Source organism: Alicyclobacillus fodiniaquatilis, assembly GCF_042678105.1.
GTDB classification, from domain to species: Bacteria; Bacillota; Bacilli; order Alicyclobacillales; family Alicyclobacillaceae; genus Alicyclobacillus; species Alicyclobacillus fodiniaquatilis.
Window position 1 is genome coordinate 201819 of the sequence record NZ_JBHUCX010000024.1, and the last position, 24919, is coordinate 226737.

Annotated in this window: 34 protein-coding genes; 31 read left to right on the forward strand and 3 right to left on the reverse strand. The window is 49.1% G+C overall.

The genetic code is table 11. The annotated features are described in order from the left end of the window. The first annotated feature begins 5 nt into the window (after nt 1-5). The 8 genes from ACFSB2_RS10350 (at nt 6) to ACFSB2_RS10385 (ending at nt 6707) form a co-directional block, all read left to right on the forward strand. Nucleotides 6-539: an NUDIX domain-containing protein gene (locus ACFSB2_RS10350; RefSeq protein WP_377942952.1), complete on the forward strand. Its 534-nt coding sequence runs from the start codon at nt 6-8 to the stop codon at nt 537-539. Then, nucleotides 536-1699, forward strand: a complete 1164-nt coding sequence (locus ACFSB2_RS10355) for an endonuclease Q family protein (protein ID WP_377942953.1) — start codon at nt 536-538, stop codon at nt 1697-1699. Before ACFSB2_RS10350 ends, ACFSB2_RS10355 begins: the two co-directional genes overlap by 4 nt. 68 nt (nt 1700-1767) lie before the next feature. After that, nucleotides 1768-2451 carry a stage II sporulation protein M gene (gene spoIIM, locus ACFSB2_RS10360; protein WP_377942954.1) on the forward strand — a complete coding sequence of 228 codons (684 nt, stop codon included), beginning with the start codon at nt 1768-1770 and terminating at the stop codon, nt 2449-2451. A 74-nt stretch (nt 2452-2525) separates the two neighbouring features. Next, on the forward strand, nt 2526-2852 hold the full coding sequence (locus ACFSB2_RS10365; protein ID WP_377942955.1) for an RNHCP domain-containing protein: 327 nt from the start codon (nt 2526-2528) through the stop codon (nt 2850-2852). 17 nt (nt 2853-2869) lie between these two features. Continuing rightward, nucleotides 2870-3088, forward strand: a complete 219-nt coding sequence (locus ACFSB2_RS10370) for a hypothetical protein (protein ID WP_377942956.1) — start codon at nt 2870-2872, stop codon at nt 3086-3088. A 138-nt stretch (nt 3089-3226) separates the two neighbouring features. Then, nucleotides 3227-4126: a site-specific tyrosine recombinase XerD gene (xerD, locus tag ACFSB2_RS10375; protein WP_377942957.1), complete on the forward strand. Its 900-nt coding sequence runs from the start codon at nt 3227-3229 to the stop codon at nt 4124-4126. A 15-nt stretch (nt 4127-4141) separates the two neighbouring features. Continuing rightward, nucleotides 4142-5338 (forward strand): phosphopentomutase, encoded by a 1197-nt coding sequence (locus ACFSB2_RS10380; protein WP_377942958.1) that lies wholly within the window; start codon nt 4142-4144, stop codon nt 5336-5338. 115 nt (nt 5339-5453) lie between these two features. Next, entirely contained in the window at nt 5454-6707 is a 1254-nt protein-coding gene (locus tag ACFSB2_RS10385) for a D-alanyl-D-alanine carboxypeptidase family protein (protein WP_377942959.1), read from the forward strand. Nucleotides 6708-6778: 71 nt separating this feature from the next. Here the strand turns inward: ACFSB2_RS10385 and ACFSB2_RS10390 are convergent, their stop codons facing one another. Next, nucleotides 6779-8074 (reverse strand): tetratricopeptide repeat protein, encoded by a 1296-nt coding sequence (locus tag ACFSB2_RS10390; protein ID WP_377942960.1) that lies wholly within the window; start codon nt 8072-8074, stop codon nt 6779-6781. Between the two features lie 216 nt (nt 8075-8290). Between ACFSB2_RS10390 and spoIIAA the strand changes: the two genes are divergently transcribed. The 20 genes from spoIIAA to ACFSB2_RS10490 all read left to right on the forward strand — a co-directional run bounded on the left by spoIIAA (nt 8291) and on the right by ACFSB2_RS10490 (nt 22056). Beyond that, nucleotides 8291-8635, forward strand: coding sequence for an anti-sigma F factor antagonist (spoIIAA, locus tag ACFSB2_RS10395; protein WP_377942961.1), 345 nt, complete (start codon nt 8291-8293; stop codon nt 8633-8635). Continuing rightward, a complete protein-coding gene (gene spoIIAB, locus ACFSB2_RS10400) occupies nt 8635-9102 on the forward strand; it encodes an anti-sigma F factor (protein WP_377943007.1) in 468 nt (155 codons plus the stop codon). Before spoIIAA ends, spoIIAB begins: the two co-directional genes overlap by 1 nt. Before the next feature lie 14 nt (nt 9103-9116). Then, nucleotides 9117-9881 carry an RNA polymerase sporulation sigma factor SigF gene (gene sigF / locus ACFSB2_RS10405; RefSeq protein ID WP_377942962.1) on the forward strand — a complete coding sequence of 255 codons (765 nt, stop codon included), beginning with the start codon at nt 9117-9119 and terminating at the stop codon, nt 9879-9881. A gap of 211 nt (nt 9882-10092) precedes the next feature. Next, nucleotides 10093-10551 (forward strand): stage V sporulation protein AC, encoded by a 459-nt coding sequence (spoVAC, locus tag ACFSB2_RS10410; protein WP_377942963.1) that lies wholly within the window; start codon nt 10093-10095, stop codon nt 10549-10551. A gap of 17 nt (nt 10552-10568) precedes the next feature. Continuing rightward, complete coding sequence (gene spoVAD, locus ACFSB2_RS10415) at nt 10569-11585, forward strand: stage V sporulation protein AD (protein WP_377942964.1); 1017 nt, start codon at nt 10569-10571, stop codon at nt 11583-11585. Nucleotides 11586-11591: 6 nt separating this feature from the next. Continuing rightward, a complete protein-coding gene (gene spoVAE, locus ACFSB2_RS10420; protein ID WP_377942965.1) occupies nt 11592-11954 on the forward strand; it encodes a stage V sporulation protein AE in 363 nt (120 codons plus the stop codon). 6 nt (nt 11955-11960) lie between these two features. Next, on the forward strand, nt 11961-12611 hold the full coding sequence (locus ACFSB2_RS10425) for a stage V sporulation protein AE (RefSeq protein WP_377942966.1): 651 nt from the start codon (nt 11961-11963) through the stop codon (nt 12609-12611). A gap of 197 nt (nt 12612-12808) precedes the next feature. Further along, complete coding sequence (locus tag ACFSB2_RS10430; RefSeq protein ID WP_377942967.1) at nt 12809-13579, forward strand: spermidine synthase; 771 nt, start codon at nt 12809-12811, stop codon at nt 13577-13579. A gap of 49 nt (nt 13580-13628) precedes the next feature. Beyond that, entirely contained in the window at nt 13629-14234 is a 606-nt protein-coding gene (locus tag ACFSB2_RS10435) for a site-2 protease family protein (RefSeq protein ID WP_377942968.1), read from the forward strand. 15 nt (nt 14235-14249) lie between these two features. Then, nucleotides 14250-14978 carry a segregation and condensation protein A gene (locus tag ACFSB2_RS10440; RefSeq protein ID WP_377943008.1) on the forward strand — a complete coding sequence of 243 codons (729 nt, stop codon included), beginning with the start codon at nt 14250-14252 and terminating at the stop codon, nt 14976-14978. Further along, a complete protein-coding gene (gene scpB / locus ACFSB2_RS10445) occupies nt 14975-15535 on the forward strand; it encodes an SMC-Scp complex subunit ScpB (protein ID WP_377942969.1) in 561 nt (186 codons plus the stop codon). The genes ACFSB2_RS10440 and scpB overlap by 4 nt, the downstream gene beginning before the upstream one ends. 60 nt (nt 15536-15595) lie before the next feature. Beyond that, nucleotides 15596-16216, forward strand: a complete 621-nt coding sequence (locus tag ACFSB2_RS10450; RefSeq protein WP_377942970.1) for a DUF2953 domain-containing protein — start codon at nt 15596-15598, stop codon at nt 16214-16216. A gap of 2 nt (nt 16217-16218) precedes the next feature. Further along, nucleotides 16219-16638 (forward strand): GerW family sporulation protein, encoded by a 420-nt coding sequence (gene ytfJ, locus ACFSB2_RS10455; RefSeq protein ID WP_377942971.1) that lies wholly within the window; start codon nt 16219-16221, stop codon nt 16636-16638. 87 nt (nt 16639-16725) lie between these two features. After that, nucleotides 16726-17316 (forward strand): nucleoside recognition domain-containing protein, encoded by a 591-nt coding sequence (locus ACFSB2_RS10460; protein ID WP_377942972.1) that lies wholly within the window; start codon nt 16726-16728, stop codon nt 17314-17316. Next, complete coding sequence (locus tag ACFSB2_RS10465) at nt 17316-17861, forward strand: spore maturation protein (protein WP_377942973.1); 546 nt, start codon at nt 17316-17318, stop codon at nt 17859-17861. The genes ACFSB2_RS10460 and ACFSB2_RS10465 overlap by 1 nt, the downstream gene beginning before the upstream one ends. Before the next feature lie 29 nt (nt 17862-17890). Continuing rightward, complete coding sequence (locus ACFSB2_RS10470) at nt 17891-18709, forward strand: pseudouridine synthase (protein ID WP_377942974.1); 819 nt, start codon at nt 17891-17893, stop codon at nt 18707-18709. A gap of 82 nt (nt 18710-18791) precedes the next feature. Then, a complete protein-coding gene (locus tag ACFSB2_RS10475; protein ID WP_377942975.1) occupies nt 18792-19286 on the forward strand; it encodes a YhcN/YlaJ family sporulation lipoprotein in 495 nt (164 codons plus the stop codon). 118 nt (nt 19287-19404) lie between these two features. Next, the gene (locus ACFSB2_RS10480; protein ID WP_377942976.1) at nt 19405-20109 is read left to right on the forward strand and encodes a response regulator transcription factor; all 705 of its coding nucleotides are present in this window, start codon (nt 19405-19407) and stop codon (nt 20107-20109) included. Next, complete coding sequence (locus ACFSB2_RS10485) at nt 20106-21881, forward strand: ATP-binding protein (protein ID WP_377942977.1); 1776 nt, start codon at nt 20106-20108, stop codon at nt 21879-21881. Before ACFSB2_RS10480 ends, ACFSB2_RS10485 begins: the two co-directional genes overlap by 4 nt. A 7-nt stretch (nt 21882-21888) precedes the next feature. Next, a complete protein-coding gene (locus ACFSB2_RS10490; RefSeq protein WP_377942978.1) occupies nt 21889-22056 on the forward strand; it encodes a hypothetical protein in 168 nt (55 codons plus the stop codon). Nucleotides 22057-22180: 124 nt separating this feature from the next. On the opposite strand, the gene ACFSB2_RS10495 is transcribed toward ACFSB2_RS10490, so the two are convergent. Then, nucleotides 22181-22594, reverse strand: coding sequence for a helix-turn-helix domain-containing protein (locus tag ACFSB2_RS10495; RefSeq protein ID WP_377942979.1), 414 nt, complete (start codon nt 22592-22594; stop codon nt 22181-22183). A gap of 120 nt (nt 22595-22714) precedes the next feature. On the opposite strand from ACFSB2_RS10495, the gene ACFSB2_RS10500 reads away from it, so the two are divergent. The 3 genes from ACFSB2_RS10500 to ACFSB2_RS10510 all read left to right on the forward strand — a co-directional run bounded on the left by ACFSB2_RS10500 (nt 22715) and on the right by ACFSB2_RS10510 (nt 24202). Continuing rightward, a complete protein-coding gene (locus ACFSB2_RS10500) occupies nt 22715-23401 on the forward strand; it encodes an SIR2 family NAD-dependent protein deacylase (protein ID WP_377942980.1) in 687 nt (228 codons plus the stop codon). 166 nt (nt 23402-23567) lie between these two features. Then, nucleotides 23568-23717, forward strand: coding sequence for a hypothetical protein (locus tag ACFSB2_RS10505; protein ID WP_377942981.1), 150 nt, complete (start codon nt 23568-23570; stop codon nt 23715-23717). Between the two features lie 119 nt (nt 23718-23836). Beyond that, nucleotides 23837-24202 carry a hypothetical protein gene (locus ACFSB2_RS10510; protein WP_377942982.1) on the forward strand — a complete coding sequence of 122 codons (366 nt, stop codon included), beginning with the start codon at nt 23837-23839 and terminating at the stop codon, nt 24200-24202. Between the two features lie 19 nt (nt 24203-24221). Here the strand turns inward: ACFSB2_RS10510 and ACFSB2_RS10515 are convergent, their stop codons facing one another. Continuing rightward, on the reverse strand, nt 24222-24890 hold the full coding sequence (locus ACFSB2_RS10515) for a PrsW family glutamic-type intramembrane protease (protein WP_377942983.1): 669 nt from the start codon (nt 24888-24890) through the stop codon (nt 24222-24224). Between the last annotated feature and the right edge of the window lie 29 nt (nt 24891-24919).

The following is a 24919-nucleotide window of genomic DNA, read 5'->3' on the forward strand; positions in this document are numbered from 1 at the left end:
CCTACTTGTCTTTTGAGGAACCCACAATCGCAGAAGAGACGATTTTTACAGGACGCGTGGTACAGTTGAAAAAACTGACGGTTGGCTTGCCTAACGGCAAGACCAGCACACGCGAAGTCATCATCCATCCTGGCGCTGTGGCCGTACTCGCTGAGCCGGAGGAGAACCATGTATTGCTGGTGCAACAGTACCGCAAGGCGTGTGAACGGGTACTTTGGGAAATCCCTGCGGGGAAACTGGAAGCAAACGAAGCGCCAGATGATGCGGCAAAACGGGAACTGGCGGAAGAGACAGGGTATGCGGCTGCGCGGCTGCAAAAAATACACACCTTTTTCACCAGTCCTGGCTTCGCAAATGAGGTTTTACACGTTTACTACGCTGCAGATTTAGAGCAAGGGGAACTCAACCTTGATGAGGACGAGTTTGTCGAAACGACCTTGGTCAGTCGCGAACAAGTGGAATCCATGTTGACTTCTGGCGAGATCGCGGATGCCAAAACATTGGTTGCGCTGTTGTGGTGGCTGGGTACCAAATCATGAACACGTACTTTGCAGATTTCCACATTCATATCGGACGCGCGATGGGGCGACCAGTGAAAATTGCGGCGGGCGCTTCGCTCACCTTGGAGAGTCTATTATTTCATGCGGCGTTTGTAAAAGGATTGCAAGTTGTCACGGTTATTGACGCAGCGTGTGATCACGTATTAGAGGAGATTGCGGCGCAAATGGCAGCTGGGACGCTTGTACCGCATGTGGACGGCGGACTGATCTATTGCGACAGATTACTTGTCTTGCTCGGCGCAGAGGTGGAAATACGCGGTCCACATGGCGGCGCTGCCCATTTTGGCTGTTGGTTGCCCACGCTGTGCGCGGCGACCGATTTTAACCGATGGCTGCGCACTGTTCAAAAAAACACACAGTTGTCTTCACAACTGGCCAGGACGGACGCCACCACACTCGCACGCCAAACACACGAGCGGCAAGGGTTGCTTATCGTGCACCATGCGTTTACACCTTTCAAGGGCGCGCTGGGCAGTTGTGTGGATCAACTCATTGAGCTGTTGCCGCTTGCCGACATCGATGCACTGGAACTCGGATTGTCTTCTGACACCAATATGGCTGATCGCATCAGCGAGTTGCAGGACATCACATACTTGTCCAATTCAGATGCGCATGGCCTGGCAAATATCGCCCGCGAATATAATGAGATAGAGTTGGAAAACTTGTCTTTTGCCGAAGTGGCACGTGCCCTGCACCGCATTGAAGGAAGGCGTGTGCAGGCAAATCATGGATTACATCCGGAGCATGGCAAATATTATCGATCCCGCTGTCGCAAGTGTGATCAAATCATCACTTCTGATGGAACTGGATGCGCTTGTCCGACAAGTCGCCATCAAGTGACTGGGGTCTGGGATCGCCTGCAGCAACTGGCTGATTGTCCGGAGCCTGTTCATCCGGCGCATCGTCCGCCATATCATCACCAAGTTCCCCTCGCGGCGATACCGGGGGTGGGGCCTGCCGTGTACAAACGTCTCATTGCGGCTTATGGCGACGAACTGGCTGTGTTGACGAATGCGACAGAGGGTGATTTGACAGATGTGGTTGGTGCAAAATTGGCGCAGACCATCTATCAAGCCAAGTGCGGTGATGTACAGTGGCAGGTTGGCGGTGCTGGACGCTACGGAAAACTCGTAATCTAGTCTATCTGCAGAAGTTGGCTCATAGGCTTAAGTTGTGAAACCACTAGTGTTTTAGGAGGGGACATAACTTGAAGCCACGCATTGCAGCAGTGTACACTAACCCGTCGTTGCAGAATTTGTCATGGTCTAAAACGTGGTCGCAATTGAAAATGTTTGTCCAAGCAAAAGCAAGTCGCCATCTTCACCTTTGGTCATTTTTAATGGGTGTGACCTTATGTGGGCTGATATTTGGCGCAATTGTGTCTGCACAATTGGGGCAGACCGACACCATGGTGCTTGGCAATGCCTTGCAACATTTATTCGCCGCCATCAAGCAAAATCAGTTGGCCACAGGCAGTGATCTCTGGTGGCAGAGATTGATGGGAGATGCGCAGATACTCGCTTTGCTGTGGTTGTTTGGCGTTTCTGTCATCGGGATCCCGTTTGTCATCGCCACCATTTTTCTGCGGGCGTTTACGGTCGGCTTTGCAGTTGGCTATACAACGCTGCAATTTGGCTGGAAGGGATTCTTGCTGGCCGGACTTGGCATCTTTTTGCACCAATTAATTACTTTTCTAACGCTGTTTATCGCCGCAGTGACGGCCATTCGTTTTTCACAGCAGATTCTGCAGCAACGGCTGCCCATCACCCGTTTAACTCTGCGGTTTTTACAATATACTGGCACATTTGTGCTATGTGGCGGCGGATTGATGCTTGGGGCGTTTATTCAAGCGTTTTTAGTGCCGCATTTATTGGCAAGTCTTTTGATATAAGCGATTGCAGTTTGTGCGTCTCATAGATGCTTTACATCGCGATGTTGGTCAGCGTGAACAAAGGGGGAAGTACTATGCGCCAGTTTACACATCGCAACGAATCTTTTGTCTGCGCAAACTGTGGACATGATGTATTGCCGAGTGAACACAGTTGCCGCAATCATTGTCCCAACTGTCTTTATTCGGTGCACTTGGATGTTCGCCCTGGCGACAGGGCGGCTGATTGTGGCGGTCTGATGCGACCAGTGCGCGTGGATTACAATTCAAAAAAGGGATACCAAATTGTGCACCGATGTGAAAGATGCGGCCACATTGCGCGTAATGTTTTACAACAGGATGTTCGTGTTCAACCTGACAACCAAGCGGTCATTTTGCGGTTGATGAGTCATCCGGAGTGTTAAAACGGAGCGTGATATGTGTGAGCCATATTTTTGATTTTCTTAAGACGTTCATCATTGCGGTGACAGTCGCTTCCCTGGTTTTTTTCCTTTTCCAACTAGAGGTGTATTTTCGCACTTCACCGGACAAATTTTCTCCACCCACACCGCCATATGTCTCTGTGCTCGCATCAAATCACGGTGGGCAAAGTTTCTCCTGGTGGCGCACACTTTTGAATGACATCAGGCTAGGGAACTGACAGCGCCTTTTCATCGCGTGTCATTTTATGTCGAATGGAGAAGGAGTTTTACCACTGACGTTGAATTAACGTACAAGATAATTTTGGAGACGGTTGGAGCAAATTGGGTTCAACGTCGTGGTCAAAGGAGCAACACCAATGGACGAGTGGATTCGCCGCTTTGTCGATTATCTGACGGTCGAACGCGGTTTGTCGGCAAACACTTTGGAGTCATACGAGCGCGATTTGCACACGTTTCACACGTATCTTGTCAAACGCGGCCATACGGCTTTTCAAGAAATCGAGCAGCACCACATCTCTCTTTACTTGCGCCATTTACAAGATGCTGGACGCGCGAACTCAACGATGTCACGCAATTTGGCAAGTATTCGCTCTTTCTTTCACTTTCTTGTTCGCGAAGAACTCATTGTCCAAGATCCTTCCATTCATGTGGAAACACCGAAGATTGAAAAACGACTGCCTCGCGTGCTGACGCCGGAAGAAGTGGAACGTCTGTTGCAAGCGCCGGACAAGTCTTCTATAGCTGGATTACGCGATTATGCCATGCTCGAATTGTTGTACGCCACGGGGATTCGGGTAAGTGAGTTGGTTTCATTACAATGCGGCGATGTACATCTGTCGAGTGGGTTTCTGCGATGTATGGGAAAGGGCGGTAAGGAAAGAATTATTCCCATTGGCGAATTTGCCTTGCAGGCGTTGCACACCTATATGGAAGTGGGCAGACCGTCGTTTATGCGCCATGTTTCGGAACAAGCGCTGTTCCTCAACCATCATGGCACTCAGATGTCGCGGCAAGGGTTTTGGAAAATATTGAAGAAGTACGCCAATGAAGCGCGTATTTTCAAAGAGATCACACCGCACACGCTGCGTCATTCATTTGCCACACATTTGTTGGAACGCGGCGCTGACCTGCGCGCGGTGCAGGAAATGCTGGGACATGCCGACATCTCGACGACCCAAATCTATACGCATGTGACGAAAGGAAGATTGAGAGAAATCTACGTTGCTGCGCATCCTCGGGCAGAATGGCCATCTTGAGAGGAGAGATACCCTGTGACTTCGAACCGTCGGTGGATTTGGATTGTATTGGACAGCTGTGGCATCGGTGCGGCACCAGATGCCCAAAGTTATGGGGTTGCTGATGCGCAAAGCAATACAATTGGGCACGTCGCATCGGCAGTTGCTGGTTTGAAAACACCCAATCTCGCCAAGCTCGGCCTTGGGCGGATCGCTGATGTGGCGGGTGTGGAGTCGACAACTGTTTGCGGCGCTTACGGCAAGATGCAAGAACAGTCGAGCGGCAAGGACACAACAAACGGGCATTGGGAGTTTGTCGGTGTCATTTTGGATAAACTGCTGCCGACGTATCCACAGGGGTTTCCGCGAGAAATTTTGTCACCGTTTGAACAATATGTCGGCAAGCCGGTACTTGCGAACAAACCTGCGTCTGGTACGGTCGTCATTGAGGAATACGGCAAAATCCACATGGAGACTGGGCGACCAATCGTCTACACATCTGCGGACAGCGTCTTTCAAATTGCCGCACATGAAGAGATTGTTCCAGTCGCAACCCTTTATGACTGGTGTACATATGCAAGATCAATTCTGGTCGGTGACCATGCAGTTGGGCGTGTGATTGCGCGACCGTTTAAAGGTACACTGGGGCACTTTGAGCGAACAGACAATCGGCGTGATTATTCACTGACGTTTGGCAACACCGTGTTAAACGCGCTTGACGATGCTGGGATTCCGGTGATTGGAATCGGGAAAATCGGGGACATTTACGGCGGGTCAGGCATTCAAGAAGCCATTCATACACATGACAATGCGGACGGCATGAACGTGTTGTTAAAACAGATGGACAATTGGAGCCAGGGTGTTTTATATGTAAATCTCGTTGATTTTGACTCCAAATATGGACACCGCAATGACCCCATTGGGTTCGCTCGCGCCATTGAAGCATTTGATGTGCAGCTTGCAGATGTCATCACCAAACTAAGGGATACAGACGTGCTGTGTATCACTGCTGATCACGGTTGTGATCCCACGACCCCTGGCACTGATCACACGCGCGAATTTGTGCCATTGTTGGTCTATCATCACGGCATTCGTCAGGCGATTGATTTGGGCATACGCACGACATTTGCAGATATTGGCGCCACACTGGCAGATTTTTTTTCAGTCAAAAACCCGCAGGCAGGTTCTAGTTTTTGGCATACGCTTTCATCTGGTTTTTCACATCAATCATGATGAATATAGCAGAGGGGTGCCGCAAGGCGCCTCTTCTTTTTTATATTTTTGGGCTTCGATGTACACAATAACCCTGAATTCCTAGCCATCACGGTAAACGAAGGAGGGTATCATCATGCCCAATTGGAAGCGCAGTGTTGCCACAACGGCCATTGCATGTTCGTGTGTATTGGGTACAACAAATGCCAGTTTTTTAACGTCATCATTTGCAGCGACTTCCGTTGTGCCTTATGTCGATGATTCAGCATTGGTGTCAAGTACAAAGACTGCACAGCCTGAAGTGAACGTCTCTCTGGCAAAAGAGGCAAAATCGGCTGTCATCATGGATGCAACAACTGGAAAGATTTTATATCAAAAAAATGCTCACAAAGAACTTCCGATGGCTAGTATTACCAAAATCATGACGATGTTGTTGATTATGGATGCCATTCACGCTGGTCGTGTGCAATGGACAGATCAGGTAAAAACCAGTGAATATGCCGCAAGTATGGGCGGATCGCAAATTTTCCTCGAACCGAACGAATCCATGAGTGTGCGCGATATGGTAAAAGGTATCGCCATTGCTTCTGGGAATGACGCATGTGTGGCGATGGCTGAACATTTGAGCGGCAGTGAAGAGGCATTTGTCGCCCAAATGAACCAAAAGGCTAAACAGCTTGGTATGAATGATACCCATTTTGTAAACTGCAATGGTCTGCCCGCAAAAAATCACTATGCTTCTGCTCATGATATTGCGGTGATGTCCCAGGCGCTGCTTCAATATCCAGAGATAACAAAATTCACATCTGTTTACAGCGACTATCTTCGCAAAGGTTCAGCACACCCATTGTGGCTCGTGAATTCAAATAAGCTTGTCCGTTTTTACGACGGAGTAGATGGGCTGAAAACAGGGTACACGCAAGAAGCGAGGTATTGTCTGTCAGCCACCGCGAAAAAACAAGGATTTCGAGTCATTGCTGTGGTGATGGGTGAACCGAAACCACCAGTGCGGAACGCAGAAGTAAGCGGCATGTTAAACTGGGCCTTTAGCAACTACACATCAAAACTGATTTATCCACAAGGGCATGTCGTCGCCAAGGCGAAGGTTTCCAAAGGGCGAGTGGATAAAGTCGAGGCGGTTACAGCTGCGCCTGTTGGTTTTGTCACACAGCGCGCTGCGAAAGTCAGCTACGAGACGCAAATTGAATTGATGAAAATGAAAGCGCCAGTGCGGCAAGGTGACAAAGTGGGTGAACTGAAAGTGATGGTCAATCACCACATGGTTGCCAAAGTGCCGCTCATTGCAAAAACGAGCGTTCAGAAAGCCAATTTTATTCAAGGTTTTGGCAAGACAGTGAAGAAGATCATCACTTTTGGAACAGCGGATTGACAAACGGAGTGCCGCTCGACTCCAGTCGACATGTTTGTCGAGCGGCAGAAAAATTTGCTGATAATTCTTATTTACGCGGAAATGTTTTGATCACACTGGTTGGGCTGAGCGCCCAGGATGCGTTGAGCTTCTGCTACACAGGTTGCGATAATATCTGATTCACGTCCGGATTGCATCCAGCATTGCCGCTCGACATCGCGAAATGCAATGGTTAAAGCTGTCGAATGGTTGTCTGTCAAACAGGCGCGCCCTTGCTCAACTTCGCGTAAAGCGGTTTCCAATGCGCCGAGTTCCACATATGTCTTGGCTCGCAACAGGCGAATTTCCCCTTCAATCTGTTCATTGAGAAGCGCGTGTGTAAGCGCCGTTTCCGTTTCAGCAAGCGTTCCATCAAAATCCTGAAGCGCCGATGCCACCAGCGCCAACTCGTGGGCAATGGCCAAAGCTACAATATCCTCGTCATTGGACAGATGCTGCCGCAGTGCAAGCAAGTGCTGTTGCGCTTCAGCGTAGCGACCTGCAGTGCGCAATATCATGCCATGATTTACTTGGCATTTCAGCACATCCTTGACATTCTTTGCGTCCGTGTGCGCGTCAATGGCGAGCATGTTATATTCCAGTGCAACATCAAATTCTCCGATTTTCATGCACGCATAGGCAAGCCCTTGGTATATCTTTGCCAGATCCAAATTACCCCCATATTTATTGGTTAAGCGAAGCGCCTCTTCGTACGCGCGGCGCGCTTGCACCCAGTTTCCCTCTTGAAGATACAGGCGGCCAAGGTTTGCTTGTATTTTAAGCCCAATGGGCATATACATGTTGTCGTATTGACGCAATAGATCCCCTGCCCGTTGCCAATACATACATGCCACTCGCTCTTCACCAAGCCGTCTTTTGGTATTGCCTACATTGTAGTAACCGTGAATCGCGGTGGCCACATCGTTTTTTTCATAGCCTGCCTGAATGACGCATTCATACATCCGCGCTGCGTCATGTAATTGCCCCATTTGGAGATAGCAGTTTGCCATCTCGTTAAAGACGACCTCTGCTTTGAATTGTGGAGATAGCGGCCACGATAAGGTGTTGAGTAGATCGATCGCCTCTTTGTAGCGATGTTCACCCATGAGATGTCGCGCTTGGCGGTAAGTTTGCATCTCGTCAGACTTATCTAATAAATCAGAGGCGAAGTAACTGACTTCGACACCGAGTCGTTTGGCAATTTGTTGCAAAAGGCTTTCGGACGGGGTCGCTCGATCCGCCTCGATCTGGCTAATCATGCTAGCGGTCACGAGCCCCTCGGCCAAAGTTTGTTGTGTCAACTTCTGTTTTCTTCGAAGAGTACGAATTTTTTTGCCGAGTGTATCCATAGGGAGAGCCTCCAACAGATTTTACTTTTATTGTACTATGGCTTGCGGTTGATTTGCACATTTCTCTATTGAAAATCGTTTGTATCTTGGATAAGCCATTTGAGTCCTTGTCGAATTTCGTAGAAATGCTTCTAGTTTTGTCAATGGGCAGGATTTAGCGGACACTCCATCCAATTTGAATGCTGAAAGAGCCGTTTATGAAAGGAGAATACAACGGTGTCAGTCAATTCAAGATTCGAAAACGGGGTGCTCGTCGTCAGCCTTCATGGAGATCTGGATCACCATGCCGTTGAGCAAATTCGCGATAAAATTGAAGCGCAATTGGAAAAATCTCATTATCAGGGACTGGTGATGTCATTCCGCAACATCGACTTTATGGATAGTTCAGGTCTTGGCTTGATTCTCGGTCGGTTGCGGACGGTCTCCCAGCATGGCGGCCAGATGGCCCTGTGCGAGGTAAGTCCACCACTGCAGAAGCTGTTTGAAATGTCGGGTTTGTTAAAAGTGCTCCCCGTATATGAGGTCGAAGATGTTGCGGTGCAAGCGGTCAAAGGAGCGTGATGAAGGTGGAATACGTGGCAAGCCAACCAAAGGTAGACAACTACGTGCGACTCCAATTTCCGAGCTGTTCCGAAAATGAGTCACTTGCACGCGTGGCAGTTGCGGCTTTTGTAGCGCAATTGGACCCAACCATGGAAGAATTGACGGAACTGAAGACCGCCGTTTCCGAGGCGGTCACAAACGCAATCATTCATGGGTACGAAGAAAGAGAAGGCGATGTGCAGATTGAATGCGCAATTTATGATCGGACGGTCAGAATTGTGATCACCGATAGGGGAATTGGCATTTCAGACATTGAGGAGGCACGTCAACCGCTGTACACTTCTCGGCCGGAATTAGAAAGATCGGGCATGGGGCTGACCATCATGGAGAGTTTCGTAGATGAATTGGAAGTGGAGTCCACTGTTGGTGAAGGAACCCGTGTGACCATGATCAAATCCTTTGGTGCAGATCCAAATCGCAAGTAATGGGGGTCTCTGACATGGACTATGCAAAAGAGACTTCCGTAAAGAACGCGAAGAACAAAAAGCTGTCCGACGACGAAGTCAAATCGCTTATCACGGCCAGTCAAAGCGGCAATCAAGAAGCGAGAGATACGCTCGTGATACATAACCAGCGCCTTGTTTGGGCCGTGGTACAGCGGTTCTTGGGGCGTGGTTATGATGCAGACGACTTGTTTCAAATCGGTTGTATTGGCCTGATGAAAGCTGTGGACAAGTTCGATCTGTCGTACGATGTCAAGTTTTCAACTTATGCTGTGCCGATGATCATTGGCGAAATACAGAGATTTTTGCGCGACGACAGCACGGTGAAAGTCAGCCGCAGCCTCAAGGAGACGGCGAAACAGATCCGGCATGTTCGCGATGATTTAGCGAAAAAATTGGGGCGTCAACCGCATATTACTGAGCTGGCGGAAGCGATGGACATGGAACCTTCAGAAATTGTGTTCGCCCAAGAAGCGCTGCGTGCACCGGCCTCCATTCATGAGACGGTGTACGAAAATGACGGAGACCCGATTTACTTGATGGATCAAATTGCTGATGAAGAGGCGCAGGGCTGGTTTGACAAGATTGCCTTGCACGAAATTATCGGCCGTCTGCCGGAACGCGAACGCTATATTGTCTATATGCGTTTCTTCAAGGATAAGACGCAGAGTGATGTCGCGCGTGTACTGGGCATATCGCAAGTGCAGGTGTCGCGTTTGGAGAAACGCATTCTGCAACAAATCAAAGAGCAACTCGAATAATTGCATCTTCTGCATAAAGGGTTGCCATGTGCGTACAAATAAAATTCAATCAAAGAATGATGGTGATGCGTTGGCATCCATCATTTTGGGCGCTGTCTTCAAGGTGTAAAACACTTTGGAGGCAGCTTTTTCATGTGGAGTTGGCGCAGAGTATGTTCTTCCGCCTTGGGCACAATACATAAAGAGAGCACGTCGTTGGAGGAATGAGCAGATGTCGAGCATAACCAATGCGGACCGCGAAAAATATCAACAATTGGTCAAAAAACACCGTCCGGCACGTCCAATTTTCTTGAATACGGTTCGCGCATTTGTCATTGGTGGACTGATTTGTGAACTTGGTCAGGTCATTCAAAGTCTGTTTATTCGCTATGGCCATTTTAAAGTGACTACTGCCGGCAATCCGACCGCCGCAGTGATGATTTTCTTGTCCGCGGTGTTTACTGCCCTCGGCGTTTACGATCGATTTGCCCAATGGGCGGGAGCAGGGTCGGCAGTGCCTGTCACAGGATTTGCCAACACAATGACTTCAGCGGCGATGGAGCATCGCAGTGAAGGCTGGGTTTCTGGCGTTGGCGGAAACATGTTCAAACTCGCGGGGCCAGTGATTGTCTTTGGGGTTGTCAGCGCGTTTTTTGTGTCCTTGATTCGTTACATTGTCATGCATCTGTGATACATGGAGGTTGTTGCATGAGCAAGTTAGGTCGGCAAACTTACGATTTTACACAGAATCCGGTTTATGTCGCCGGAACAGGCACGGTGGCAGGGCAAGTTGAAAGTGACGGTCCATTAGGGCAATGTTTTGACGTGCGTCACGCCAATGATCGGATCGACGGAGACACATGGGAGCATTCAGAGCAGCGCATGTTCGGTCAGGCGGCGCAAATCGCCATGCAAAAGGCAAACTTGACTTCTGAGCAAATTGATGTGCTTATCGGCGGTGATTTAAACGCGCAACTGACTGGTTTTTATTTTGGTTTGCGCCCTTTTCCTGCACCGTCTTTGGGCGTATACAGCGCTTGCGCGTCAATCTGTGAAGCTTTGACCATTGGCAGTGTGTTGGTGAGCACTGGCTATGCGGAAAACGCGTTGGTTGGAACATCCAGTCATACCAGCACCGCAGAACGGCAGTTTCGGTATCCGACCGAATATGGCGCACAAAAACCGCCGACGGCGCAGCGGACAGTCACTGGTGCGGGCATGGCGCTTTTGACGAACACGCGAAAACAAATTGAGGTGACTCATGCAACTGTTGGCCGTGTTGTGAACTATGGGGTCACAAGTCCATGGGAAATGGGCGCAGCCATGGCGCCTGCTGCAGCGGATACGCTGCTTTGTCACATGCGCGACACCAATCGCACATTTGCCGATTACGACTGCATCGCAACAGGGGACTTAGGGGACATCGGACATACATTGCTTAAAGAATTGCTCAAGGAAAAGGGGATCAGCGAGTTAAACCAGCTCACGGATTGTGGCATGCTCGTCTATGACAAAACACAACGCGAGGTATTTTCTGGTGGCAGTGGTGGCGCTTGCTGCACCATCGTCACATTTGGCCATTTACTTGGAAAACTCTTGGATGGGCAGTGGAAACGGATATTGGTCAGCGCGACAGGTGCGCTTTTATCCACGGTCAGCGCGCAACAGCATGATGCAATTCCGAGTATTTCGCATGCTGTCGTGTTTGAGCGAAAGGAAGGATGAATCGTAATGCCAAGTTGGTCCGTATTTATTTGGGCATTTGTCATTGGCGGTGGGATTTGTGCGCTGGGACAAGTGATTATGGATTTTTCTAAACTCACCCCCGCGCATATCATGGTGATGTTTGTGGTTGCTGGCGCAATTTTGGATGGTTTTGGACTGTACGAACCATTGATTCGCTTCGCAGGTGCAGGTGCGACCATCCCCATCACGAGTTTCGGCAACTCCTTGGTGCACGGGGCGATGTACGAAGCGCATCTACACGGGTTGATTGGGATCATAACGGGTATCTTTGAAGTGACAAGCGCAGGGATTTCAGCAGCCATTGTGTTCGCCTTTTTGGCTGCGTCGTTGGCGAAACCGAAAGGATGATTCGCCATGTTCAAGCAAAATGACAATCCATCGAACAAAAAACGGGTCATTGTGGTGACAGACGGAGACCATATGGCGCTGCGCGCTTTGAAAATAGCAGCGAAGCGCACGAGATGTCGAGTCATTGCGCAAAGCGCTGGCAATCCCACGCCTTTGTCAGGCGTTCAAATGGTGACCTATATCCGACAGACGCCATACGATCCGGTGATTGTCATGTTGGATGACAATGGAGATGGCAACGAGTCTGGCGGTGAACAGGCCCTTAGCGTACTGCTCAATCATCCGGATGTGGAAGTCATTGCAACGTTGGCCGTCGCTTCCAATACAAATCAAGTGGATGGCGCTGCTGTGGACTTCAGCATCGATTGGCAAGGAAATAAGGTGGAGACTGCCGTCGATAAAAACGGGCAGGCGCTTTCTTCTTACGTGATTCATGGGGACACGGTGGACATCTTGCGGCGGTTTGACGCCCCTTTGGTGATTGGCATCGGGGATGTGGGCAAAATGAATGGCCACGATGCGCCAGAACGAGGATCGCCTGTCACAACCGCCGCACTTGAATGGATACTCTCGCTTGACGCCAAGCGATTTCGAGATGGCGCCCACAGCAAACTTACAGCTTCCGCATACGCTGAACACAGAAATGCGCGGAGGTGACGACAAATATGATGGGTCTGTTGATGTTCTTGCCGCGAATGTTCCGCTACTTTGGCATGTTCCAGTCGTTTATAGGCGTAGTGCGCCCAATGTGGCCATTCTTGTCCCGTTTTTGGCAACGTACGACACCGGCGCATGCATGACTCCATAGTCCCTATCCCGTGTTGTATACTGATGAGGAAAACAAACTCCACAGAATGGGACTGAATACCATTTCTATCATTTACTCAGAACAGGGCACAATACACCGCCAAATCGAAGTGGTAGAGCGAAATCAATTGCGGATGATGCGCTTTGGTAAGCGAGGTGGTTGGCAAGGGGCGCGCGACATGTCCCGGCCTGACCGGCCGGTTTTCCCTTACCAACGCGCTTTTCGTGCGCTTGTACATACTATGGATGAAGTGAAGACATTTTTGTCTGTTGGTGTCGGCACCGGCACAGCACTTCATTCGCTTTTGGCCGAGTATCCAGATGCGGTTTTGCAAGGGGTCGAGATTGACCAAACGGTGCTAGATGTGGCGATTCACTACTTTGATGCGCCGAGTCACCGGCGTGCTGACTATTGGGTCGGTGACGGAATCGCCTTTTTGCGCGCTGATTTACCGATGCGCTACGATATGGTTTTTATTGACGCATTCATGCGCAATGACATATATCAACCTGCATTGAGCCCAGAGGTCATCAAGGCGTTGCCAAACGTCATCACAGAACACGGTGTGGTGGTGTATAACGTGATTGGGTTCAGTATGAGGCGTTCCGCTCTAGGGTCCTTTACAGAAGCGGCAAAACAGAACTTTGCTCACGTTATGGAATTGCCCGTGGGGCTGCCGTTTAGTGATCAAAATCGGCTTGTCATTTTGACCAATGACGATGTATTTATAAAACGAGCACGCAAACGCATAGCGGAAGTGAGCGTGATGAGTCCGTTGGAGCGCATCTGGTGGCCTGTTCGCCTGCGGCGCTTGTAATGATGCTGTGCTATAATGAGGCCTACACAATTTTTCGGGAGGTTGCACATTGCTCGGTTTTTTGACGCCAAGTTATATATTGACCATTTTTGTGGTGCTATTTAGTCTCGTGGTTCACGAGTACGCACATGCGCTGGCAGCCGATTTGCAAGGCGATAAGACGGCGCGTCTAAATGGTCGGCTTACCGTCAATCCGCTTGCCCATTTGGATTTTTTGGGCATCATCATGATTTTGCTCGTCGGGATTGGGTGGGCGCAGCCCGTTCCCATCAATATGAATAATTTTCGTCGTCCACGTCTATCTTTCATCATTTCAGTAGCTGCTGGACCTGCTTCAAATTTCATTTTGGCGGTTTTAAGTTACTTTGCATTGTCTTTTGTCTCCTATAGCAGCCCAATGTTGAATTTGTTGTCCATCATCGGCGGCGTGAATGTGTCCCTTTTTCTACTCAATATCATTCCTTTGCCGCCTCTTGACGGATCGCAAATTTTACGTCATTTATTGCCGTATCGCCAGGCCTTGGCCTATAGTAAATTGGATACATACGGACCGTTTATTTTGCTTCTCTTATTTATTGTGCCGCAGTTTCGCAATCTCATTTTCGGTGATGTGGCACAAGCATTGAGTTCATGGATTTGGTCATGGTTTGGATAAGGGCGTGTGAGCGGCATGCAACGCTATGAGATAAAATTGGCTCAATTCGAAGGACCGCTGGATCTCCTTTTGCATTTGATACGCAAAAATGAAGTGGACATCCACGACATTCCGATTGCCGAGATAACGGATCAATATCTGGAGTACCTGCGGGCAATGGAAGAATGGTCTTTGGATATTGCCAGTGAGTTTGTCGTGATGGCAGCCACTTTGCTCGCCATTAAATCACGTATGTTGCTGCCACGGCAAAAGACAAGTGTCGACGAGGAAGAGGATCCGCGCGCGCCGCTTGTGGAACAGTTGATTGAATATGAGCGCTGTAAGTGGGCCGCGATGCAATTGTCAGATATGGCAAATCAGCAGGCGCAGGTCTATTCGCGCGCGCCAATGGATTTGACGCCATTCAAGCGGCGTGAGGTGCCGGAGTTGACTGGCGTGTCTCTTTGGAACCTCGTCGACGCATTCCGCAAACTATATGCGCGCATGCCGAAAACACAACAGGTCGCAGAGATACGAGGCCATGTGGAACGCGTGGAAGACATCATGGCGGAATTGGAAATCCGCCTATCTCGTTATCGCCGCATTCTGTTTGAAGACCTGTTTGATTTTGCGAAGACGCGCCACGCATTGGTGTCCGCTTTTCTCGCCATTCTGGAACTGGTCAAGGACAAGAAAGTCGAATGTATTCAGGAGGAACCGTTTAGTGTTTTGGAACTGGTTTGGACGGGGGGAGACGGGCAATGAATTTGTTGGCCACCATTGAAGCGCTCCTGTTTGCGGCAGGCAGCGAGGGGCTTCAAACATCCGATTTAGCTAGCATTTTGGAGTGCAGTGTCTCGGATGCGCGCAACCTGTGTCAACAGTTACAGCAGCACTTGGATGATCGGAATGCTGGAATTGCTGTACAGGAAGTCGCAGATACATGGCAATTGATGACACGCCCGGAACATGCGACATACCTGAAGCGCATGGCGCAAACGCCGATGCAAACAAGCCTCTCCGCAGCCGCGCTGGAGGTGCTGGCCATTGTGGCTTACAAACAACCCATCACGCGGATTGACGTGGATGAAATCCGCGGTGTACAGTCAGACCGCGCGTTGGCGACACTGGTCCACCGCCAACTGATTCGGGAAGTCGGGCGCCAGGATGCGCCAGGGCGTCCTATCTTATTTGGCACGACAGATCATTTTTTGCGCCACTTTGGCTTGAAATCCCTGACAGAACTCCCGCCATTGCCTGCCACGCCAGAGGAAAAAGACGTATCTCTGTTTGTGTTGCCTACCGAAATGCCGCGCGACTAAGTGCATAGTAAAGCTAAAATCGGCACATAATGTCACCGACGTGAGAAGGTGGCATTTGCGATGACTTGGGTTTTCCTCATATGCATAATTCTCGTCTGTATGCTGCTTCTCTTGTATATGCCATTGGAAATTCATCTGCGTTTAGAACATCGGGATGAGGGGCATGGTTTTGTTGAACTGCGCTATCTTTTCGGCCTGATTCGAATTCGGCGCGAACTCACTTCGGTGAAGGCTGGACTCACGGCTGAAGGGCCCACCATTGGCGTACAAGCGGAAGCGAAAAATCAGCAGAAGACACACAAAGTGATTTCTTTATCTGATGTCGCCGGTTTTCTAGGCGGAGTTGGTCCTTTGTATTCATTTTTAAAGAGGCTGACCCGAATCATCAAACGATTTACACGACGAGTCTGCGTGCACGAACTGCTTGTCGAGGCCAACGTTGGGCTGATGGATGCAGCATTCACTGGAATGGCCGTCGGTGCACTGTATGCAGTGATTGACACTGCGGTCGGATATTCTAGTTCACTGTGCCAATATCGCACAACACCTCAAGTCAATGTTCGCCCGGTCTTCAATCAAACCCTTTTTCACGTCAGGATCAACGGCATAATGCGTGTCCGCATAGGTTACGCTATCAGCGCAGGCATCCAGTTGTTCTGGGTCTGGAAAAGGAGGACGTAGCATTGGATCACCCAATTCAGGGCCTCATGCAGACGGCCATGTCGAATATCCGTGAAATGGTCGATGTCAATACCATTATTGGCGATCCGGTAGAGACGCCAGATGGTACCGTCATCCTTCCGGTTTCCAAAGTCGGTTTTGGCTTTGCGGCGGGTGGCAGTGAGTTTCAGGCCGAGCAAACAAGGGGCAGCAACAGCGATGGAGAAAATCCATTCGGAGGCGGTTCGGGCGGTGGTGTTTCCATTACCCCGATTGGGTTCTTGATTGTGCATGGCAACAACGTTCGTCTCTTGTCCACGGACAATCAGAATCAACTTTATGACCGTCTCATTGATATGGCGCCATCGGTCATGGAACGAATTCAATCCTTCATTCATCAAGTGCGCCACGACGACGCCCCTGACCGGCCACCGGTGGTGTAACACCGACAATTCTAGTGTTAGATCGTTCGCGACTGGCATACGCTTGTAAGGACAAACAGGGGTTTGTCCCGTGGGGGTGTGCCAGTCGTGATCGACCTCATATGGCTTATCTTATTTCTCGTAGGTATTGTGACAGCAATGTTTACGGGCCGGATGGACAGTGTGGCGGACGCTGTGATCAAAGGCTCGGAAAAAGGCGTGATGTTGTCGATTGGACTGATTAGTGTCATCGCGTTGTGGCTTGGGCTGATGAACATCGCGGAGAAAGCTGGGGCAATCGCCTGGCTTTCGCGCATCCTACGACCCATTGCGAAGTTTTTGTTTCCGTCTGTGCCCGCAGAGCATCCAGCGATGGGGGCCATTCTGGCAAATATGAGTGCAAATTTGCTGGGCATAGGCAATGCGGCTACTCCGCTTGGCCTCAAGGCGATGCAGGAACTACAGACTTTAAATCCTGAAAAAGAGCGCGCGAGTGATGCAATGTGCACGCTACTTGCCATCAATACGGCAAGTATCACGCTTGTACCGACCACTGTGATCGCCTTTCGCATGCAATACCATTCAGCACAACCGACCGCTGTCGTGGGAACCACCCTGGTCGCGTCCATCATCGGCACCGCCGCAGCCATCATATTGGACAAACTGTTCCGACGTTTGGATAGGCGGAGGCAGACATGATGCAATCCTTCATGACTGCTGTGAGCGAATGGATGTTACCGGTGATGATAGGTACGATTTTGCTCTTTGGCTATGTGCGAAAAGTATCGATTTACAACACATTTGTCGATGGTGCGAAGGGCGGCTTTGCGACAGCCGTGAAGTTAATTCCACATTTGGTGGCGATGGTCGTCGCGGTCAGTGTGTTCAGCGCGTCTGGCGCAATGGATATACTTGTTCGTGCGCTGACACCGCTTCTTCATTGGTTGCACATTCCAGCTGAGGTTGCGCCGCTTGGTTTATTGAGACCCATCAGTGGACAAGGTTCGCTGGCGTTTATGGTGGATATCTTTCAAAAGCATGGTCCGGATTCCTGGCTGGGGATGCTTGCTTCCACCATGCAGGCCTCATCGGATACAACGTTGTACATTCTCACCGTCTACTTTGGCAGTGTGGGGATTCGGCGATTTCGGTATGCGATGAAGGTCGGTTTGCTGAGCGATTTTATCAGCGTGATCGCAAGTGTGTTCGCAGTTTCCTTATTGTCTGGTATGATACATCTCTAGGGCCTTTAGCCCGGTCAGGGAGATGAACGATGGAAGAACGATTGCAAAAGGTGCTCGCCCATGCGGGCGTGGCGTCGCGCAGAAAGTGCGAGACGTTGATTGTCGAAGGACATGTCACTGTAGATGGCGTAAAAATCACAGAACTGGGTCACAAAGTGGATGCCGCAAAGCAAGTGATTGCTGTAGACGGGCAACCTGTACAAGCTGAGCGAAAAGTGATCTTATTGTTGAATAAACCTACGGCGCATGTGACCACGGTGTCTGATCCAGAAGGAAGACGCACAGTGATGTCACTGTTACCTGATGTTGCGGAACGATTGTACCCTGTTGGGCGTCTTGATTACGACACCAGCGGTTTATTGTTATTCACAAACGATGGCACGTTGACGGAACGCTTGCTGCATCCTTCGTACGATATCGAAAAAGTCTACCGGGTGACCGTCATAGGCCAGGTGGACAAGGAAGCTCGCCGTATGCTCGCGGAAGGCATCGAGTTGGAGGATGGCGTCACAGCGCCAGCGCAGGTAGAGGTGCTCAAGCAGGGGGAAGAATCCGTTGTGCACATCGCCATCCACGAGGGGCGAAACCGCCAGGTGCGGCGGATGTTTGAGAAACTCCATCTTCCGGTCAAACGCTTGAAGCGAATCGCTTTTGGGCCCATTGCGTTGGGACATATGAAGACAGGTGACTGGCGTTTACTGGAACCATCTGAGTGGAAGGCGCTGTACAGAAGCGTTCAGTTGACACCGCCGCCTTATGTGCGGCCCACATTTCCCAAAACGCAGTCGACGAAGCGTCCGACCGCAAGACGGAAACGGCCGTATAAAGGGCAAAAACGTCAGAGATGACATTTTTGGCAAAGAGAATTTGAAAATCATGTATTGAACCTTCGCGAGTATTACATCCTAACCGCGAAGGGATGTGAAATTCATGAAAAAGCGGCTAACGATAGCCAGTGCAGCGCTCTTTGTACTCGTATTAACGGGTTGTGGCGCCGACGTCAACAACAATTCAAAACCAGCTGCAGACGTCATGAACGCCACAAAAAATGTGACCAGAAATCCTGTGAATGGGCGTGTGGCGGATAAAAGCCATGTGCAATTGGCGACGAAGATCGCCAACGGATTGGTGAAAAAGGGGTACGCAAAGAACGCGTTTGCGTTCGTGGTCGGAGATTCGGCATATGTTGCCGTAACCCAAAAGGGAAAATCAAAAACCAATCTTGGCTTGGCACAAAAAAACAAGATAGGAACGGCCGTCAAAAGAATTGACAACCGTATTCATCACGTATACGTGAGTGCAAATCCGGACGTGTATCAGCGGTTCCAAAGCTTTGCGAACGATGTTCAGGCAGGCAAACCGATCAGCGGCATCTGGGATAATTTCCGTACATTGGTCGCGCGGGTTTTCCCGACAACGCACTGACACGAATATGTTATTTTTGCGGCAAGTCGACGACTTGCCGTTTTTTCATTCGTTCTTACCTTTCAGCCGAAGGTATCTCGCTTTATAATGGAGGCAGATGAAGAACGGAGGTTCTCGCATGCCACAACCACGCATATTAGTTGTTGATGATGAAGAACGCATTCGCCGACTGGTTAAAATGTATTTGGAACGCAGTGGTTTTGAGGTGACGGAAGCGGAAGACGGGAAAGAAGCGGTTGAAATTGCGCTCGCTGAACCGTTTTCTTTGATTGTCCTCGATTTGATGTTGCCTGGTTTGGACGGACGTGATGTGTGCAGCCAAATTCGCCAGCAAAGTGACGTTCCGATTGTCATGCTCACTGCGTCTGGTGATGAAATGAATCGAATTCACGGTTTTGAGCTGGGGGCCGATGATTACGTTGTCAAACCGTTCAGTCCAAGGGAACTGATCATGCGTATCAAGGCTTTGCTCAAGCGCACAGGTGAGACGGAATACGCAAGGACCGATTTACAGCAAACGTTAAATTTCCCTGGCCTGATGATTCAAATCGATGCACGACGTGTTGAAGTAAGCAGTCGCGAGATCAGTCTGACGCCCAAAGAATTTGACTTGCTTGTCTACATGGCCCAACGTCCGGATAAAGTATTTAGTCGTGAAGAACTTTTACGCGATGTATGGAATTATCAATTCTATGGAGATCAGCGTACAGTCGATACACATATCAAACGTTTGCGCGAGAAACTGGGACAAGCTTCAGACCTTGTGAGTCAATATATTGTCACTGTCTGGGGTGTGGGCTATAAATTCGAGGTTGTCCAGTGATTCGTTTGATTCGTCATAGTCTGGTTGCAAAATTGTGGCTGACCATCGTTGCGATGGTCTTTCTTGTCTTGGTTCTCTTGTCTTTGCTACAGCAACAAATTTTTAACAATTATGTCGTGCAACGGGAAACAGATCAGTTGATCACGCTGGCGACCAATGTGCAAACTTTGATCATGAGTCAGGGGCCGCAATTGACGCAAGAACTGATTGAGGAGATTACAGCGGCGGTGCTGCAAGCTGATGTGGAATTAAGCACGCCTTTGACGCCCAACAATCAGTTGAAGACCGCGTATGACAACTTTACTGCAGCGCAAAAAGCACAGTTTCTCGCGGGCAAACCGGTATCTATTCATTCTAAATCTAACGATTCAGACGAGGTTTCGGTCTATTTGGATTTGTCTACCGCAGGTACGCAGCCATCCATTTTAAGCGTCTCGCAAAAGATGAGCGTTCTGGATGCGCCAGCTCATCGCATGCGAAGTCTCATCTTTTTTGACACTGTACTCGGTGTTGTTTTAGCCACTGGATTGGCATTTGTTGTATCCAAAAATTTGTCTCGTCCGTTGATTGAAATGAATCGGGCGGCGGAAGAAATGGCGCGCGGCAATTTTGAGAGTCGTGTTGAAGTGGTCACGAATGATGAAGTGGGACGTCTGGGCAATACTTTTAATACATTGGCGACAGAATTGGCCAATACGATTGAGACTTTGTCGGTTGAGCGAGATCAGTTAAGCAGTATTTTGGCATCACTTGAAGATGGCGTCGTGGCCACGGATATGGATGGGCAAGTGACGATGGCCAATCCGCCAGCACTGAGAAGATTGCGCTCCATGTCCGTTGCGGAACAAGGTGTATCGGATACGCGTAAACTGCCTGACAGTTTGATGCAATTGTTTTTTCATGTCAGCGATGTGAAGGAGCCTACGGTTCAAGAAGCGACTTGGGAAGGTCGCCACATGGTCATCACCATGTTGCCGCTGTATGAATTTGATGGAACACATATGCGTGGCACGCTGGCCGTATTGCGTGATGTCACAGAAGAACACCGTTTGGATCGACTGCGTAAAGATTTTGTGGCGAATGTATCACATGAGTTGAGGACACCTTTGAGCATGATGCAGGGATATGCCGAAGCATTGCTGGATGATATTTCTGACGATCCGACCCAGCGCCGAGAATTGACCGAAATCATCTATGATGAAACATTGCGCATGAAACGCTTGGTTAATGATTTGTTGAATCTGGCACAACTGGAGAGCGGACAATTTCAGATGAACCGTCAGTTGGTGGATTTCGCCCAGATTATGCGGCGGATCGGCCGCAAATTCCAAGCGCTGGCTCAAGATTTTGGCGTCGTTTTTGAACTGGATGCGCCGAAAGAGGAACTATATATGTTCGCAGATGCGGATAGAATTGAACAAGTGTTTACGAACTTGTTGGACAATGCTTTTCGCCATACACCTGAAGGAAGTATCACGTTTGCTGCCGATATTCGCAATCGTCATGCATATGTGCGCGTTGCCGATACGGGCGCCGGTATTTCTGAAGAAGATTTGCCGTTTATCTTTGAGCGGTTTTACAAAGCGGATAAAGCTCGGACGAGATCGCGGTCGGGCACAGGGTTGGGATTGGCCATCGCGCGGCATATTGTCGTTGAACATGGTGGTGATATGCTCGTTGAAAGCAAAATCGGCGTGGGAACCACGTTCACAGTCGTTCTTCCTGTAGCGCCTGAAGAAAAGCCAACGGGTCAGCTTCCGATAAAGGAGTGAGACACAAATGGGGTGGGTATACTATCTGAAGTTGATGGACACCAAATTTCAAGCCACTTGTTTTATGGCGCGACTTGAAGAAGAAAGAGCATTTCCTATCAAGAAAGAACCAAAGTACATCGCAACCTTTCAGACGGTCAAAGGACGATTCGGAGTGAAAGTGCTGTTGGATTGAAATGGGCTATTGTGATGGCCCCTTGCCATGGGTGAAGAGTATGTAAAGTTTAGTCTGGGCAGGGGGCCTTGGCGGATGGCGATGTCAGCCACGCCAGAATGATGCTGTCAATGGAATCAGGACATTATAGTGTTTGATTCACAGTGGACAAAGCGCGTTCTCGTTGAGCGAGAATTTCAATCAGTTTTTTTAAAAAACGGGTGTCTTCTTCGGACAACGTGCTCATACATTGAGCTGCCTCCAAATAAGGAAACGCTGATTCATTCAAGATAAAATTTTGCATATGAAGCGGCAATTCTTCAGGTGAATTGTGCATGCGCGGCATGCGAAACTCGGCGTTTGAATCACAAAGAGAATGCAGTGATACACCTAGAGCATTTGCAATGCGCTGAGCATATTCCAGGGATGGGTGACGCTTGTCCCGTTCGATGGACGAAATATGCGGCGTGGAGATACCTGCACGTATCGACAACTCCTGTTGAGACCATTGTCGTGCAATTCGTATTTTTCGCATTCGGTTTCCAAAAGATTCATACATGATTATTCCTCCTACTTGAAGTATTGAACTCCTGATAATGTAAATAATATAGAATAAAAACTGGTATGTAAATAGAATATTTGAAATATCCATTAACTTATTGAATAGGTGTTGACTTGTATGATGTATGAATTAGGAAACCGTCAGCTACATATTGACACTTTAAATACGATTCGGAAAGCTTTACAGGTCAATTCGGTTGCGATTACAGGTGCAGGCATCAGTGTGGCCAGTGGTCTGCCGCTTGGAACGGACACCATACAGGGCGTTAACCTAACTGATTTTTTTGGTTTAAAGCTGTGGATGAATCATCCGGTGCAAGCTTTTAATGTGTTCAGGGAGATCTTGAAGTCGTGGCGTGCCGCAAGTCCAAGTGTTGCCCATCGCACCTTATCTCGCGTTGGATGGCCGATTATCACCCAAAATATAGATGGACTTCACCGCGACGCTGGCAGTGAAAACGTCATCGAATTACATGGAAATTTGCGGGAACTTATTTGTCGTTCATGCCATACCATACTAGCAAGTGATTTAGTTTGGGAATTTGAAGTTCCTGTATGTCCAACGTGTACAAAACCGTTATTTCCAGGTGTGACACTGGAAGGTGACCCTGTTCGACATATCGTGCGCGCAGTGGATTGGGTCAGCAACGCGCAGTGTCTGTTGATTGTCGGCACGCAGTTGGCGATGGATCCGATTCGAAATTTGCGTGAAATCGCGCAAAAATCGGGCTCCACAATCATTTGGGTGAGCGAGCGAGCAGAAGAATGGATACCCGAAATCTGTGTGGATGGATGCGACGTTTAGGCGTTAACATGGTCGTCTTGTATAAAAAACTCGAATTTTGTTTGGGAAATAGTACGATTCCTATTTCCTTCTTCTCATAGCTTCGCTATAATGGGGACAGACTTTCCCATATCCTCATGCAACAACGCCCCCTAATCCGGTTGGTTTACCACAGGGGGCGTTTTGCATGCTAGACGTGGAGCCTGTAAGTCAGTGTCTGCAATTTGGCTTTTTTGCAAAGTTTTTCGGAACGCAGCCCGAGTATCCAGCCAACACAGTGATCATGCGATTTAATCAACCCTACGAAATTTGCAGAGCAGGATTGGTTTCGTATTAGACCGTCATGCGTGATGCCATTCCATACAGCAGAGTCAATGAAAAAGTTCGTCAATCAAGGCATTGCGGATGGCGCGTGTAAAAGTATCGATTTTATTTTTAGGGTAGGAGTGCATCAAGTTGCCATATTTTGCGCTCGTGCTGGAATCTAGTCGAAAAGCAAAAACCGCCCGGCATGTGTATGAGTATCTAATTGGGAAAGCCAAAGGACAAAATGTGATTCAAGAAATCGAATTGGAGCAAGTTCATGGATTCGACGGCATCCGTGTGGAACAGGGCGATAAATATCGCATTTTAAATGTCCGCCTCCACGATGAGCATCTGAGCCCATATCTGCAGACGGATATGAACCTGTTTCAACTGCTGATGATTGACGAACATGTCGAAATATGCGTTTTCCGCGCGGAACGGGGTTGGCTCTTCGTTTTTAACGGAATTTCTCCAGGGCCTAAGCCGTTTGGTCAACTTGGCTTTGATACGCGTTAATTTATCAAAACGTCAACTATCACATCGCCAATCGACGTCTTGGCAGTCGGGTTTTTCGCACGCGGTGTAAGATTCGAACGGATGTTTCAACAAGAAACAACAGGTAAACCGCCAGAATAATATCTGAAATGAGCGAGCCAGATAACGCGAATGTGTCATATGTGCCATGCGCTAAGGCCGGTAAAATATAGGCAAATGCTTTGTTGCTTTCGTCAAATTTTACTTTGGCAAAACGATAGCCCATGATGATGGCAAACATGAAGTGGGCAGGAACTGCTGTGACCGAGCGAACAATCGCGGTTTCCAGGCCAGAGCTTGTTACATAAAGAATGTTTTCAACTGTCGCAAAGCCAAGGCCAACGGCAGCTGCGTAAACAATACAGTCCATTCTGTCCTGTATGAGTTTTGAGTGGAAGACGGAACGCTCAAAGATGGATGCCTTCAGAAATTCTTCAATCATGCCTGCAATAAAAAAAGCAGTGATTAACTGCCCCTCGAAACCGCCTTGTGCGAATCCGCGACTGTTCATCATCAATCGCTCAATCATCCCAGCGGGAAACACAATCGCCGCACCGAGCACAAACAGTCTGAACACTTGTCGTTTCGGTTCTGGATGCAGTTGATCGCGCGTGTAAATGAAAACCAGGAGAAGTAGGCCCGGAATCATCGCTAATGCAACGTATACCATACATGATTCACCCTTTTGTTTTAAACTGT